Origin of the sequence: Paenibacillus kribbensis, from assembly GCF_002240415.1 — a bacterium.
Lineage (GTDB): Bacteria > Bacillota > Bacilli > Paenibacillales > Paenibacillaceae > Paenibacillus > Paenibacillus kribbensis.
Genome location: NZ_CP020028.1, coordinates 5,238,141 through 5,254,203, shown reverse-complemented (window position 1 = coordinate 5,254,203; position 16,063 = coordinate 5,238,141). Strand labels below are relative to the sequence as shown.

Sequence of the window (16,063 nt, the reverse complement as noted above, 5' to 3'; positions counted from 1 at the left end):
TTGCGCCTCACTTTCCGGTTTCTTTCACTAATCGAAAACGTCCTTCGGTCGTATCCCGGCTGTTAGGTCCTGTAAGGACAGCAAACTCACCGCTATCACTGCTAAAGCTCAGGTCTGCATGGTGATAGCGCAGCTGCGGCTTGGTCAATGCAAATTCCACTTCCCGGCTTTCGCCCGGGGGAAGAAGGACTTTGCGGAAATCCTTCAGTTCCTTCAACGGGCGAACCGTATCTCCGCTGATGTCACGGACATAGCACTGAACGGTTTCTTCGACGGGACGAGCCCCTGCGTTCGTTACCCGCACTTTAACCGTTAGCGCCTGACCGGGTACAAGAGTTTCGCTGGAAAGCTGTATGCTGTCATAGGCTACTTCGGTGTAGCTCAGGCCATATCCGAACGGGAATAAAGGCTCGTTCGGTACGTCCAGGTATTGGGACACGTAGCGTTCCTTGGTATTCGGATCTAGCTGCGGACGTCCTGTATTAAAATGATTGTAATACACGGGCACTTGTCCAACTGATTGCGGGAAGGACATCGTCAGGCGACCCGTAGGCTCGGCATCGCCGTACAGCAAATCGGCAATCGCTGCGCCGCCTTCGCCACCGGGGAACCAGGCCTCCAGTACGGCGTCTGCTTCTTCAATGACACCGTGCAGGTCCAATGGGCGACCATTAAACAAGACGGCTACCATAGGCTTATTCAGCGTTTTCAAGCGCTTTATCAGCTCCAGTTGGGCTTGGGGCAGGCGAATATTTGAGCGACTGCCTGCTTCACCGCTCATATCCGAGCGCTCCCCAAGCGCCAGCACGATAATTTCTGCTTGGCTGGCAGCTTGCAGAGCCTCTGCATATTGCTCAGCGGTCATATCTTCTGCGGTCACATCTTCTATGGAGCAGCCTGTCGCTACTGTGAGCAGCGAGGAAGAGATTTTCGATTGGAATCCGTCAATCACACGAATCGCTTCGTCCTGCGAGCCGCTCCAGGACCAAGAGCCGAGGATATCACCGCTCTGTGCGAACGGTCCGATCAACGCAATATGCTGGCTGCGCTTCAATGGAAGAACGGAATCATTTTTGAGCAGCACGCATGACTTGATCGCCAGCTCCTTGGCAACCGCCCGATGGGCATCGCAGAACACAATCTCACGTTCCCGCTCAGGGTCCGCGCCGCGCAGCGGATTGTCGAACAAGCCCAGCTTTTGCTTGAGCTTCAACACACGCATCACCGCTTCATCCACGAGTGCTTCGTCCAACTGTCCGCTGCGAACCAGCTCAGGCAGATGCCCGTTATAGCAGGAGGTCATCATTTCGATATCCACGCCTGCCAGCAATGCTTTCTGTGCTGCTTCGCGCTCATCCTCGGCGATGCCGTGGGGGATCAGCTCCTTGATGGCGGCCCAATCGGAGATGAGTACGCCATCAAAGCCCCATTCATCGCGAAGCAAATCGCGCATCAGGCGCTTATTGCCCGTTGCGGCTACACCTTCTACGGTATTGAAGGAGGTCATCACCATTTCGCAGCCTTCATCCAGCGCAGCTTTGTAGGAGGGGAGATAATATTCCCGCAGCTGCCATGCGGACAGATCGACAGTATTGTAATCCCGCCCGCCTTCTCCGGCTCCATAGGCGGCAAAATGCTTCACGCACGCGGCCACCCGGTCGGTATCGTTCGTCAGATCCTTGCCCTGGTAGCCACGCACAAACGCACGGGCAAATTCGCTGTTGAGGTAAGGGTCTTCTCCTGTAGATTCCATAACACGGCCCCAGCGCGGGTCACGCACCAAATCAACCATCGGGGCAAAAGTAACGTGTATCCCCGACACAGCTGCCTCTCTCGCAGCAATGGTAGCGCTCTCTTCTGCAAGTCGCATATCCCAGGAGCAGCCTATAGCCAGCGGTATCGGAAAAATCGTTTTGAAGCCGTGTACAATATCTGCCATAATTAGAAGCGGAATGCCCAGACGGTTTTTGCTCAAATGGGCCTGCTGCACACGAATCACTTCCTTGGCTCCTGCGAGGCCAAGCACGGAACCGACGTTGTGGACGGTTTCCTCGGTGATGCCAAGAGAAGCCATAGGCCCGGTAATTTGTCCTTCTGTTCCGGCATCCTCGAAAAAGGCGCCCACAAGCTGAAGCAACTGGTCGACCTTTTCTTCAAGGGTCATGCTTTGCAAATAGGAATTGAGTTGTTGTTCCATCATAATCCTCCATAAGCTGCGTTGGTGGACAGCTTTCTTTTTCAGATTCATGAGATTTTTTGGCGAAAATGGTTTCATAAAAGTGCTGAACAGGCTAATAGCTTAGTATGGATGCATAATTTTCTGTTGTATTATTTATCGAAACGTTTCTATTGTTGAACTCAGTTGGATTATATACGCTTTCAAATCGAGAGTCAAATCCATATTAGAGGTTGTTTTATGGGAAAAATAACGTGTTTAAGATGAAATAAGGGCGTTGTTTTGGCGAAATAAAAAAATAATATTCCTATTGAATACGGTTTCAATTTGTTCTATAATGACTATCGAAACGTTTCTATTAATGAGTTTGATCCTTAGATATTGGAACATAATTGCTATAACGGTATGCTGTAACCATTGTATGTATTTAAATCCGTTATCATATTTCGTGATCGGTAAATCGGTCATGTCGGGAGGAATTCGTATGATGAAAAGAACGTTGGGGATCATTTTGGCAAGCACTCTATTACTGGGGGGCGCATTGGCTGGCTGTTCGTCCAAGGATGAGTCATCCGGCAAGGATGCGAACGGAAAGACAACCATCACCCTATGGGGGATGGGGGCAGAAGGAAAGCTGCTGCCTGAGATTGTGAAGGATTTTGAAAAAGAAAATCCCGATATTCATGTAGAGGTGCAGGCACTGCCTTGGGACAACGCCCACGATAAGCTGCTAACGGCAGTTGCCTCCAAATCCGGTCCGGACGTGGTTCAGTTGGGTACGTCTTGGGTTCCTGAGCTTGCGGCTGCGGGTGCATTGACGGATATCACTCCTTATGTCAGCAAATACCCTGAGCTGGAGCCGAAGAATTTCTTCCCGGGTGCTGTGGATACGGCAAAATTTGAGGGAAAACCTGTAGGTGTTCCTTGGTATACCGAAACGAAAATTTTGTTCTACCGTTCAGATCTATTGAAGCAAGTCGGATATAATGAAGCACCTAAAACGTGGGAAGAGCTTTCTGACGCTGCTCAAAAGCTGGCAGCGCGTGGCAAAGGGAAATACGGTATTGCCATTAATGCGAAAGAGCAGTCTCTGGGCTTTATGTTCGCTCTTCAGAACGGCTCCAAGCTGATCGATGAGCAGGGCAATCCGCTGTTCAACCAGCCACCATTTGTAGAGGCTGTGAAGTATTTGAACACCTTTTTCCAAAATGGCTCTAATGCCCTCGATCTTGGGATAGATTCCGTTCAGGGATTGCAAGGTGATGGTATCGTTCCGATGTTTATCAGCGGTCCTTTTATGATTAGAGAAATCAAGAGCAAAGCACCGGAACTGGAAGGCAAATGGAATGTAGCCGAGCTTCCGGGCAAAGTAAACAACCTGTCTGTTTTGGGCGGGTCGAACCTTTCGATTATGCAGTTTAGCAAGCACCCAGAGGAAGCGGCCAAATTCATGGCTTTCATGAGTAAACCGGAGACGCAACTGAAATGGATGGAGCTATCCAGTACCTTGCCTGCTGCTACCAAGTCATGGGACGATGCCAAGCTGAAGAGTGATCCGATGCTTCAAACGATTCGCAAACAGCTCGAGCATTCCGCATCTTTACCGCAACTGGCCGCATGGGAAGAGGTTTCTCAGCAATTCATCAAGAGCTTCGAACGCATTTACCGTGGTCAAGCCGACGTCCAGAAGGAAATGGATGACTTTAATCAGCAGGCTGCAAGTATGATGAAAAAATAATGATCCGTATCCGTCATTGTCAAAGGGAGTGAAGACATGAAAGGAAGCTCGCAGAAGCTTGCGCCATACTTGTTTATCGGTCCCTCCATCATCCTGCTGACGCTGTTTTCGCTATTGCCGATTTTACTGGCGCTCGTGATCAGCTTCACCGATATGGATCTGTCAGGACTCGTTAATTATGATAGTATTCGCTTTATCGGACTGGAAAATTATAAGAATGTGCTGCTAGATCCTTCTTTTATAAAATCCATGGGTAATACCCTGTTCTTCGTTATTATCGGTGTTCCGTTGGTGCTGTTATTTTCGCTAAGCATTGCGATCCTGATTAATATGGGTAAATCACGTGCTTTCAAAATATTCCGCGTCGTGTTCTATCTGCCGTCCGTAACGAATGTGGTTGCAGTCGCGGTCGTATGGAGCTATCTGTATAATCCGACGCTCGGATTATTCAACTATGTGCTTGGCCTGGTGAATCTGAGCCCTGTTCCATGGTTGACCGATCCGACCGTGGCGAAAATTTCGCTGATTGTGCTGGCGGTTTGGCGGGGCATAGGCTTGAATATGATTATTTTTATTGCGGCTATTAAAGGGATTCCAGGCTCTTACTATGAGGCGGCTCAGCTTGACGGGGCCAACACATGGCAGCAAATTCGTTATATCACCCTTCCGCAGCTGCGTTACGCTATTTTCTTCGTCTCCATTACGACGATGATCGGCTGGCTGCAATTTTTCGAGGAACCGTTCGTCATGACCAAAGGGAAACCGCTTGACGGCACGCTGACAGCATCTCTGTTTATATACAATAACGGCTTCCAGTTTAGTAAATTCGGTTATGCCGCGGCGGGATCATTTATTCTGTTCTTTGCGATCATCGCGGTGACGCTGATTCAGTTCCGTTTGCAAAATAAAGCGGAGTCCTGATAGAGAGAGGTGATGAACGTGAAAACAGCTGTTCAGCAAGCCCGCGCCAACTCGCGCAGTGGTGAAAAAACATTTCAATCGTTCGTGGCAATTCTCCTGACCGTGGGAGGTTTGTTGATGGTGCTGCCTTTTGCGTGGATGATTCTATCCTCCTTTAAGACCGAGGGCGAGGTAACCCAAATTCCTCCGACCATCTGGCCGCAGCATTTCACATTGGACAATTTTAAAATTCTGTTCGATAGCATGGCTTTTGGCACCTATCTGACCAATACGCTGGTCATTGTATTAGCTTCCTTTTTCGGATTATTCCTGAACGCCATGGCAGGCTACGGGTTTGCCAAATTCAAATTTAAGGGCAGAGGTTTTCTGTTCTATCTGGTGCTGGCCACAATGATGATTCCGGGGCAGGTAACGATGATTCCCGTGTATTTGATTCTGAACCAGATGGGATTGACCAATACCATGATGGGGATCGTCCTGCCTGGTCTGGTGGGAGCATTCGCCATCTTCCTGTTCCGGCAGTTCATGTCGGATATTCCCGAAGAATTGCTGGAGGCGACCCGTCTGGACGGGGCAGGCGAATTTCGAACCTTTCTGCAAATTGTACTGCCTATTTCAACACCGATTTTGGCAGTGCAGGCCATCCTGACCTTCATTGGCGGCTGGAACAGCTTTCTGTGGCCACTCATTATTGCGAACGATGAGAAGCTGTACACCTTGTCCGTCGGTCTGTCGCTGCTCAAGGGACAGAACGAGAGCCAATTTGCGCTCCAGATGGCCGGCTCGACCTTTATGGTCTTACCGATTATGATTATCTTCATTGTTTTTCAAAAGTATATTATCGAGAACTATACAATTTCGGGTATTAAGTAGTAGTACAACGGCGGAGTCTCCCTTTTAACCGAAGGGACTTCGCCGTTTTGTTGTTTTATAAAAAAGAAGAGCACCACTTTAAGGGCACTCCTCGTAGAAATTCTCATATTTGAATAGATTTGATCTCTTTCTCGGTTAATCCGGTGGCCTTTGCAATGGTTGCAATGTCCAGACCCATGGACAGCATATTTTTGGCGATATTCTTTTTCTCATCTTCTTTACCTTTGGTTAGACCTTTCGCCATACCGATAGATTCTGCTCTATCGATCATTGAGGCTTCATCGTGCAGGTATTTCTGCCGAGCTTCATACAGACGTCTTGCTTCTGAATCCTGACTCAAGAATTGCAGTGTGTCCATGGCTTTTTCCAGTCCTGGCTCGTTCGTTTTCAAAACCTCCCATTTGGATGGATCTGCGCCTTTGAGAAACAATAACCAGTTGATAAGCCCTCCGTTTAGTATCAATTTTATCATCTTTTTTAGGATATCAGAATGGCTAAGCTTCTCTTCCGAATGATACTGTTTTGGGGTTTCATAACATATTCTTAGGGTAAAAATGAACTTGGGATGTGTATATATGAACGATAGCTCATTTTTGCCCAGATTCCTTGAACAGCCTAATTTTCTGGTGCTCCTTGTGGATGAGGAACGGTATCCCGTGGTTTATGAAAACCCGGAGATCAAAGAATGGAGCAGGCAAAACCTTATTACGCAAGGGCTTTTGAGGTCCCACGGGCTGGAGTTTCACAGGCATTATATAGGAAGCGCTGCGTGTAGCCCCAGCAGAACAACCTTGTTTACTGGCCATTATCCGTCACTCCATGGTGTCACTCAGACAGACGGAGTGGCCAAGGAGGCATTCGACTCCGATATGTTCTGGCTGGATAGAAACACGGTGCCCACCATGGGAGATTATTTTCGCGCAGCTGGATACCAAACCTATTATAAAGGAAAATGGCATATATCCGACGAGGATATGATCATCCCGGGTACACACCAGGCGCTTCCTAGCTACCATCCGCTAACGGGGGTACCCGATAGAAAACGGCAAGACCTATATGAGCAAGCTGACCGCTTGAATAGCTTCGGCTTTTCCGGATGGATCGGTCCTGAACCGCATGGGCGAAACCCGCGAAACTCCGGTTCCTCTGCTGGTTTTGGTTTACGCGGGAGAGACGAGGTATATGCTGCGGATACCGTAGAACTCATCGAAGCCCTTGACCGCCAGAAGGAATATGACAATTATGCCAATCCTTGGTTGGTCGTAGCTTCATTTGTGAATCCACATGACATTGTTTTATACGGTGCGATTACTGCACAATTGCCCATGTTTCGGTTTGAGGTGGAGCCGATGCCCGCAGTCGCTCCTCCTCCGACAATCAACGAATGGCTGGCTACAAAGCCGCGCTGTCAGGCAAGCTATCGGGATATTTACCCTAGAGCTTTACAGCCCATTGTGGATCAGCCTTTTTACCGTAAGCTATACTACCAGTTGCAAAAAAATGCGGATCGCCAAATGTTTAAGGTATTTGAAGCGCTGACCCGTTCTTCTTTTTACGATAATACCATTGTTATTTTTACATCCGATCATGGAGATTTGCTAGGGGCTCACGGCAATCTTCATCAAAAATTTTACTGTGCCTACGAAGAGATTGTGCACGTGCTTTTGGTTATCCATAACAGGCATCTGTTTCCACAGTATAAAAGCGAGCATACCCTGACAAACCACGTGGATCTCCTGCCTACCATGCTTGGACTGGCGAATGTAGACATCACTGCGATCCAGAGCCGCCTGCAAAACAGCTTTACCGAAGCACGTCCTTTGGTCGGGCGTGACCTTACTCCTGTTATCCGAGGACAGAACCAAGGTGAAATAGCTAACCAGCCGGTCTATTTTATGACCGATGACGACATTACCCGAGGCCAGCGGCAGATCAATGTACTGGGGGAGCCATATCCGTCTGTTATTCAGCCCAATCATATCGAGACGGTCATTGCGCCCCTGCAAAGAGATGGCGTGCAGGAGCTGTGGAAGTTTAGCCGCTATTTTGACAGTACCCAATTCTGGAGTCAACCGGGAGTGAAGGATGTGACTATACGGCCCGTGGGTGATCATACATGCGGACCATATTCTAAATGGGCTACACAGGTCAAAACTCAACCAGATCATGACGAATATGAATTGTATAATCTAACCAACGACCCTTTGGAAACATGCAACCTTGCCTATCCTGCATTTGCAACGCAGCAGACCAGAAGCGTTCAACAACAGATGATGCACTTACTGGAGGAACAGCGTAAACATAAGCGTTTATATCCCGCTCAAACATGTATATGGTGAAAAACAACGCGTTTCCCCTTTTGGGTCATCGAAAACGCTTGATGTTTCTATTAAATGCTATCTGATCGATAATTTTGTATCCGGCTAATGTCACAATACGAACAGCGGATTTGCGTGGGTGCATCAGCCCCAAATTGACGCTTTAATTGATGCTCCACGATATGCGCAGGCTGTCAGGTCGGCTTACGCTTCTTCCACCCTGACTCGGCTATAGCTCTTCGCGCTGAATAATCCGCTGTACGCACTTGTGATTAATTGTCTATTCCCTTCCAAGCAGCGCCGTGATCTTTCGGTATCCCTCCTTAACCCGTAGTCCTCCTCGGTTCGATTCCATCTATGTGATGGCGATTGCTGGCGACACCTCTTCAACACCTCTTCGCCGGAACACTTACCAGTCTCAATTCTATGGTTTTCATCTTTACTTCGAGTAGATAGTTTACTCTTGTTATCAATGCAAAAACATCTCCAAATGCATACAGAGTTATCCTAATTATATCAATAAAATCCAATTGAATAATCAAAGCAATTATTATAGATAGGGAGGGAAGCCTGTGCTCCTCATTATTATCTCTAAGTCGGATAAACAAGAGGACATCGATTTTTTCACAGAATTATACATAAAGTTCTACCCAATTATGAAAACAAAGGCTTACGAAATCACTCAAGACTACAGTGTTACGGATGACTTGATTCAAGAAGCGTTTATTCGATTAATTAAAAAAATTCCGATTTTAAAATCATTAAATTCTTGTAAAAGGTCCTCATATATTGTACATACAATACGAAATACTTCGTTTAACTACGTAAGGAAGTATTCGAATGAAAAAAATAAATGCACATATGGATTGCTTGATGAAGGAGCGGAATATATAGCTGATTCTCAACTGAGTATTGAGGAGAAATATAATTTGAAGGAGGAATATGAGCAATTAGGGAGTATCATAGGATTGTTGTCTGAGAGGGACCAACTACTGTTAATTAATAAATATATTTTAGAATTAACTGATACAGAGTTATCCAAGGCTATAGATGTCCCAGCGGCCAATATCCGTTCCTATTTAACTCGTGCTAGGCGGAGAGCACTGAAATTATTTCTGCGGAAAGAGGAGGACAAAGATCATGACAGATCATTCCGTTAATAAGTAAAAAACCAATAGTTTCAAAAAAATCTTATTTAATCGATATTTTTTCTTCTTAAGCTGTTGCGAATTGAGCATTTGATTTGTCTTTTATAATAAGAGTGAAAAGTTAGCATAGCTAGGGGGGGGAGGGAACTTGGCAAGTTGATACTCTGTCATTTTTTGAAAGTGCTTACCAAGTGGCTTGTATTTAAGTGAAATTGATCACAATAGGCATAAGTTACAGGTCATCGGAATCCTTATTATGGTAGTGACGATCATTTGGGGGGAGTTTTTCATGGATAACCAAGAAGCCATGAAAAAGCTAGTTCGTTTGTTCAAACCGCACATTAAAGCAGTAGTTATGTTGGTCAGCTTTATTATTGTTTCGAGTCTGGCCAATCTACTTATGCCGCTTATTAGTAAACGCATTATGGATGAGGGATTATTAAAACAAAATTTTAAAGCTGTTCTTCTATACTCTTCAGCTATATTGTTCTTATTCTGTATTGATAAAGGGATGAACTTGTTCAAAGAAATGGTACGAACCCGAATTAGTGCCAAAATTAAAAAGAATCTGTATCAAAAGGCTTATTCACATATTCAGCGTATAAAAATTGCTTATTTTAAAAATGTAAACAACACATCTACATTAAATAATGTGAATCAAGATATTGAAAATATGTCTAGAGTAACCGACGATTATGTATTTTTTGTCGTCACACAAATTTTTAGCATTTTAGGTGGGATGGTTGGATTATTACTTATTAGTTGGAAAATGACACTAATTGTTCTTAGCTTCATTCCTTTAAAAATTCTAATTACCTATAAATTTTCTCGAAAAAAAGAGCAACTTATGAACGGCTATCTGAAAAGGAGTCATGAATATGCACATTGGTTTGGAGACATGCTTGGAGGCATTAGGGAGTCTCGTATATTTGGATGTGCTAGTTACAAAGAAAAAGAATTTGAGCGAAAAATTGATAATATAGTTGAAATCGAAAAGAAATCATCTATGATGGATGTTTTTAATACTACCTTTGAACTGACAATTATGCAGTTTTTAACTACTGCCCTTTATATTGTTGGTGGAAGTATGTTCTTTAGCTTGCAGTTAACTGTAGGAGGGATTTTTGCATTTATCACCTATAGTAGCTATGTCACTGCCCCGATTGCTGCAATTGTAAATTTAAAATACATTTTTTCAGGTATCCTACCTTCAACAAAGCGGTTTTATAGTTTTCTAGAGCTTGAACAGGAAAGTAATGCGATCACTCGTGACTTTTTGTTAACCCAGGATTTTGAGCCATGTGATCAAATAGTCTTCGAGAATGTTAGTTTCTCATATGGTACGGGAAATCAAATATTAGAAGATGTTAACTTCTCAATTAAGACTGGAGAAAAAGTTGCAATAGTGGGTGCAAATGGCTCTGGTAAATCTACACTTCTAAATTTACTATTACGTTTTTACGAGGCTAAAGGTGGAGAAATCACTCTAAATGGTATAAATATTAGGAATCTTGATATACAAGATTACCGTCTCCACTTCTCTGTTTTAGATCAGCATTTCTATCTTTTTGATGGAAGCATTGAGGAAAATGTGAAGCTTTATACTAACCTGAGTGAAGCTGATTTACGTCAGTCTATTAACGACAGCGGTTTAACGAAATTTGTTAATTCTCATTCCCTTGATTACCAAATTGGCCCTAATGGCTCTCGATTATCTGGTGGTCAGAGACAAAAGTTGGCATTAGCCAGAGCTTTGGCTCATGAGAAAGCCATTTTTATTTGGGATGAAGCCGATACTCATCTGGATGCTGAGTCAGAAGCGAGCTTATATGCATTGCTTGAATCAAGATTGAAAAATAAGACCATCATTATGGTTACGCATCATTTAGACTTACTTGAACGGGCTGATAAAATTTTGTTACTTTCCAATGGTAGTGTAATACAGTATGAAAATAACAATGAATCTTGGAAGGATCATAAAGAATACCGTCAAGTAGCAATGGCGTTCAGTAAATAGAACCTAAATTCCACAGTCATTTCAACAAATGCATCGAATTAAATTGGCCAATCTATTGCCTTTGTATTTCAAAGGTAATTATCAATAGATTGAATAAAATGAAGGGAGGTAATCCAGATGAGAAAGCTTGGAAAAAAACAAGTGGAAATGCCTGAAACACTGGAAGCCTATGCAGCATGCTCTTGTGCTTCATGTGGCTGCTATAACTGCACTTGTTCTTCGACGAATTCTTCTGCTCTGAACTATGCAAGATATCTCCAAACCTATAATTCGTTCTATGTCATTAGTGCCCTCAGCTAAAACTGCTGCTTGCCATTTGCTACAGCCAAGGAATAGCTATTATTCCTTGGCTGTATTATAAAAAATAAGCGAGGAGTGACTATAATGTCAGGAGATACCCCGTTAATTTACTTATTTAGGACAGTGCAGGCTTGCTATATATACGATACGAACACAAATGAACTGATTAATGTGGATCCTGTTACATATGAATCTGTAAAAAATTTTATGGAGGACAATAATAAGACAACACCGGAATTAGATGCATTAAGAAAAAAAGGATACCTCACCGGCGAACGAGATTTTATTATGGTTCATCCAGCAGATGAATTGCTTGAATCTATTTTAGATCGAAAGCTGTATACCATGGCGTTGCAGTTGACTCAGAATTGTAACTTGCGATGTAAATATTGTGTGTACTCAGGTAGCTATACGAATCGAACGCATACGAATAAACGGATGAGCCGGAAAGTAGCCTTTAAAGCTATTGATTTTTTGATTCTCCATTCAGCGGATTCATCCACTATTAATTTGGGCTTTTATGGAGGGGAGCCGTTACTGGAATTTCCGCTAATTCGTGACTGTATTGAATATGCTAAAAAAAATATATTTGGCAAAGAATTAACTTTTAGTATTACAACTAATGCTACTCTTTTTTCTCCAGAAGTGATTGATTTTCTAAGTGAAAATTCAGTGAATATAACGATTAGTCTGGATGGTCCGGAATTGCTGCATGATAAAAACCGCAGGTATGGAGTTAATGGACGCGGAACATTTGCTGATATTATGAATAATATTGAGATGATTAAGGAAAGACACCCCGATTATGTAGAAAAAATTAATTTCAATACAGTTATTGATCCCCTTAATGACTACTCTTGTGTAAGCGATTTTTTTGGATCATATCATACGGTAAAGGAATTTCTGGTTACATCAGCCATTATTAATGACATCTACCGTAATGACTCGGTTTCCTTTAGCGAGAACTATCAGAAGAATGTAAATTACGAGCTATTTAAAATGTATTTGTGGAAACTAGGGAAATTAGATGAACGACATGTTTCCAAACTGGTTCTGCCTACATTTTCGCAGATTAAAGAGAATGTCCATAAGAGAATGAAGCTGCCGACATCAAAGTTCAAGAAAGATCATCCTTCTGGCCCATGTGTACCGGGAGCGCAAAGACTTTTTGTTGATGTGGAGGGGCAATTGTATCCTTGCGAGCGAGTAAGTGAAAGTTCCCAAGTGATGCGAATCGGCGATGTATACGAGGGGTTTGACTTTGAAAAAGTTCGATCAATTCTCAATCTAGGAAAGTTGACGGAAGAAGCATGCAGAAGCTGCTGGGCTTTTCGAATGTGCAATCAATGTGCTGCAGCGGCGGATGGAATTGAGGAATTATCTGGACCATTAAGAATGGAATTATGCCAGAATGTAAAAAATTATGTTGCTGATATTCTGATGACTTACTGTACATTGAGGGAACTTGGATGTAATTTTGAAGATCAAGCAGAGACGGAGGAGAGCCTTGATGAAGAAAAGAACAGTTGTTTTTCCTTATAATGGAGAGTCCTTGCCTTTATTGAGGTACCGTCATATGCTTGTTGAATTTGATGTGGTTGGGGTGGTTTCTCCGCCAGGATTGGGAGTCTTGAATGAGGAGTCCCGTTACGGCGGTGCGTTTCAAAATTTAGAGACAAGTAGCCATTTTTCTTCATTGTACTGTGAATATGATGTAGTACTTATAGCTAATCCTGATGTGAGCTTCGATATGAGCGAGTTGATTCTGGCAGAAATTCTTCCAGTTTTGGAGGCTAAAAAAACGATTGTTAGTCTTTACCCTTTTAATTCTGAAACCTACTGTAAGCTTCAGGACATGTGTTTGGCACAGGGGAGTCCACTGATCAATGTAGTCGATATTATTAATCATAAACAAGAACATTTATCAGAGTTAATTGATACTGAGGATGAGCGACTGACGACCATTCAGACCCCGGTGTTGATGGTGGCAGGGGTATACGAGCATACGAATAAATTTGATATCCAGCTTTGTCTAAGAAATCATTTTATGCAAAGAGGATATAAAATTTCACAGATTGGGACAAGAACAGGCTGCGAGCTTTTTGGTTTTCACTCTTTTCCCCGGATTATGTTTGATTCCTTCCCGGAGTGGCAAAAAGTTTTACTTTTTAATTGTCTATGCAAAGGAATTGAGATGACTGAGAAACCGGATTTAATTCTTCTCGGTATACCAGGAGGGATTATGCCCTACAATAACGAGTTGACCAATAAGTTTGGTGTACTGGCGTTCGAAATTGCCAATGCTGTGACGCCGGATGCGGCTATTTTAAGTCTGTTGTATGAAGATATTAATGAACTGTATTTGGAGAACATATATACATCTGTGAAATACAAGCTGGGCTTTGAAGTGGATTGTTTTAATTTCTCTAACCAAAAACTTGATCTCAATTCCAGCAAAAGAGAACAAAAGAATAGTTTTGTCACGTTAAAAACAGAATTAGTAGACTCAAAAGTAAGAAATTTGGGAGATTGTCAAATCCCCGTTTTTGATAGCTTGAATACGGATGATGGTATGAGGATGTTTGAATATCTGGAGAATAAACTTATACGGAATGCACAAACAATAAGAATATGATTAAAGGGGACTTTATCATGACTAAACTAGATATTGCCGCTACTCTCAACACATTGTTCTTTGAGCTTTTCAAAGTAGATAAAACAAAGTTGATTTCCAGCTACTGGGATGAGGATTTGATGGGGGAACGGGTTGGTCTCGCTCCCCGCGATTTGCTCTATTTATTCACCGAGATTGAACGGGAATTTAATATCTTGATACCTGAGGAAGATGTCGTACAGGGTCATTTTCGATCTTTAAAAGGAATTGAGGGAGTAATCACGAAACAGGTTAATCTCTTGTGCCAGTAGGTTCAATACATGTTGTTGATTAGATACGAGAGGATGCTGTAAATGCCCCGGGAAGTTCACATAGCGATTATTGATGACGGTGTTTCAGCTGATGAACTGGGAATTCACCTTGATTATAATATTGAAATTGATAGAAATTTGGGAACAACGGTTCGAGCAAATGACAAAATGGGGCTCTCTCACGGAACATTATGCGCGGCTATTGTACTCAAATATAATCCTCACGTGAAAATTAGTAGTATCAAAATATTAAATCATCATCTAAAAGGAGAGCCAGCTCAGTTCTATGCCGCACTTCATTGGTGTGTGGACCATAACATAGATGTCGTCAATGTAAGTTTGGGGAGCACTTATCTAAATGAAAAAAAGCAGATGCGTGAAACAGTAAACCAACTTGTTGAAGCAGGCTTAATCATTGTCTGTGCATGTCACAATGATGGTTATATTACTTACCCGGCATCCCTATCCAATGTAGTGGGTGTAAAGTGTCATACCAGTCAACAATTATCACAAAATGATTATGCATTTAATTATTACTCTGATGAGGGAATTGATGTTACTGCATCTGCAATGCACGAATTAAATCTACCGTTTTTCGGATCAATGATTTGTTCAAATAGCAATAGTTATGCTGCTCCGTTTATAACAGCTTATATTTCTAAAATTCTGTATGATGCCTCTTCAAGTTATATTGATGATGTAAAGATTCAATTACTTCAGAACGCCAAAAATCATAATGTAACCGGATATGTATTGCCAGTATCAGAATCTCCTGACTGGATAACGGGCGCTTTTATTTTTCTGAAACCGAATGCTTTGTTAGACTACAACAGTTTGTATTTTCCTCATTTTAAAACTATCTTCGTGTATGAGCCTAAAGCTATAGCTGCTTATGTTAGAGAAGAATTGACTTCATTAGATAAACATGAATTTAACACCATAATAATTGATGATGTTCTAATGAATGAGAAAATGTTCGACTGTATCTATCGAATTGCTTCGGAATATCAAATGAACATTGTATATGTTGGAGAGTCCTTCTTCGACATTCCTCCCCCCGTTCAATCTATTAATATAAAATTATGGCATTGGAGCTATAAAAGAAACATTATTCGCTATAACTCCTATGCAACTGCTTCATTAGCTATTCCGCTAATTGCCATTTTTACTTCTGGACAAATTGAATCTTTTAACTTATTGAATCGATTAAAAGAATATTTTTTAGGGGAGCATTACGAATGTTTTGCCGTTTCGTGCGAACCTGCTGCAAACCTATTTGACATTGAGTATTTGCCCAAATGGAGCATGGTGCACTATGCGGAAGATACCGCAGGGTATCTATCTTCTTATTTAAGAAGAACTAGTTCGGATTTATGTGTTACCACATTTGAGGTCGATAGCCGCCCAGAAATTGAAAAATTTTTATGTTTTCTGGAGGTTGATATTGAAGTTTATTTGTGTACAGAAAATGAGCTTGTGAGGATCATCGACCATACAGATGAAGCAAAAGAAATATTGACTACAACAGTGAAAACAGAAAATTTTGTAGAGATAGTAGCCGGTTTCTTGTTTAAATATTTAAAACAGCAATTAACTTGAACCGTTCAATACACGGCAAAAACAAATTTTGTGCATAAATGGATAATT

Annotated in this window: 12 protein-coding genes and 1 pseudogene; 11 read left to right on the top strand and 2 right to left on the bottom strand. The window is 42.6% G+C overall.

The annotated features are described in order from the left end of the window. Positions 1–7: 7 nt before the first annotated feature. Positions 8–2,197 carry a beta-glucosidase BglX gene (gene bglX, locus B4V02_RS23455; RefSeq protein WP_208618737.1) on the bottom strand — a complete coding sequence of 730 codons (2,190 nt, stop codon included), beginning with the start codon at positions 2,195–2,197 and terminating at the stop codon, positions 8–10. A gap of 463 nt (positions 2,198–2,660) precedes the next feature. On the opposite strand from bglX, the gene B4V02_RS23445 reads away from it, so the two are divergent. The 3 genes from B4V02_RS23445 to B4V02_RS23435 are packed head-to-tail and all read left to right on the top strand — an operon-like array spanning position 2,661 to position 5,708. After that, the gene (locus B4V02_RS23445; protein WP_094156614.1) at positions 2,661–3,914 is read left to right on the top strand and encodes an extracellular solute-binding protein; all 1,254 of its coding nucleotides are present in this window, start codon (positions 2,661–2,663) and stop codon (positions 3,912–3,914) included. Positions 3,915–3,950: 36 nt separating this feature from the next. Further along, positions 3,951–4,835: a carbohydrate ABC transporter permease gene (locus B4V02_RS23440; RefSeq protein ID WP_094156613.1), complete on the top strand. Its 885-nt coding sequence runs from the start codon at positions 3,951–3,953 to the stop codon at positions 4,833–4,835. A gap of 12 nt (positions 4,836–4,847) precedes the next feature. Further along, positions 4,848–5,708 carry a carbohydrate ABC transporter permease gene (locus B4V02_RS23435; protein ID WP_370629384.1) on the top strand — a complete coding sequence of 287 codons (861 nt, stop codon included), beginning with the start codon at positions 4,848–4,850 and terminating at the stop codon, positions 5,706–5,708. A gap of 103 nt (positions 5,709–5,811) precedes the next feature. Here the strand turns inward: B4V02_RS23435 and B4V02_RS23430 are convergent. Next, a pseudogene (locus tag B4V02_RS23430) lies at positions 5,812–6,162 on the bottom strand (Rpn family recombination-promoting nuclease/putative transposase); the annotation flags it as partial. A gap of 121 nt (positions 6,163–6,283) precedes the next feature. On the opposite strand from B4V02_RS23430, the gene B4V02_RS23425 reads away from it, so the two are divergent. From B4V02_RS23425 to B4V02_RS23390, 8 genes are all read left to right on the top strand, one after another. Then, positions 6,284–8,047 (top strand): sulfatase family protein, encoded by a 1,764-nt coding sequence (locus B4V02_RS23425; RefSeq protein ID WP_094156611.1) that lies wholly within the window; start codon positions 6,284–6,286, stop codon positions 8,045–8,047. A gap of 551 nt (positions 8,048–8,598) precedes the next feature. Continuing rightward, a complete protein-coding gene (locus tag B4V02_RS23420) occupies positions 8,599–9,186 on the top strand; it encodes an RNA polymerase sigma factor (RefSeq protein WP_094156610.1) in 588 nt (195 codons plus the stop codon). A 277-nt stretch (positions 9,187–9,463) separates the two neighbouring features. After that, entirely contained in the window at positions 9,464–11,191 is a 1,728-nt protein-coding gene (locus B4V02_RS23415) for an ABC transporter ATP-binding protein (RefSeq protein WP_167383781.1), read from the top strand. A 117-nt stretch (positions 11,192–11,308) separates the two neighbouring features. Continuing rightward, positions 11,309–11,491, top strand: coding sequence for a CLI_3235 family bacteriocin precursor (locus tag B4V02_RS23410; RefSeq protein WP_084011677.1), 183 nt, complete (start codon positions 11,309–11,311; stop codon positions 11,489–11,491). A gap of 84 nt (positions 11,492–11,575) precedes the next feature. Beyond that, positions 11,576–13,033 (top strand): Cys-rich peptide radical SAM maturase CcpM, encoded by a 1,458-nt coding sequence (ccpM, locus tag B4V02_RS23405; protein ID WP_094156608.1) that lies wholly within the window; start codon positions 11,576–11,578, stop codon positions 13,031–13,033. Next, positions 13,002–14,126, top strand: a complete 1,125-nt coding sequence (locus tag B4V02_RS23400) for a TIGR04066 family peptide maturation system protein (protein WP_094156607.1) — start codon at positions 13,002–13,004, stop codon at positions 14,124–14,126. Before ccpM ends, B4V02_RS23400 begins: the two co-directional genes overlap by 32 nt. Before the next feature lie 17 nt (positions 14,127–14,143). Then, the gene (locus tag B4V02_RS23395; protein ID WP_157739770.1) at positions 14,144–14,416 is read left to right on the top strand and encodes a peptide maturation system acyl carrier-related protein; all 273 of its coding nucleotides are present in this window, start codon (positions 14,144–14,146) and stop codon (positions 14,414–14,416) included. Between the two features lie 42 nt (positions 14,417–14,458). Beyond that, entirely contained in the window at positions 14,459–16,015 is a 1,557-nt protein-coding gene (locus B4V02_RS23390) for a S8 family serine peptidase (protein ID WP_094156605.1), read from the top strand. Positions 16,016–16,063 lie beyond the last annotated feature (48 nt).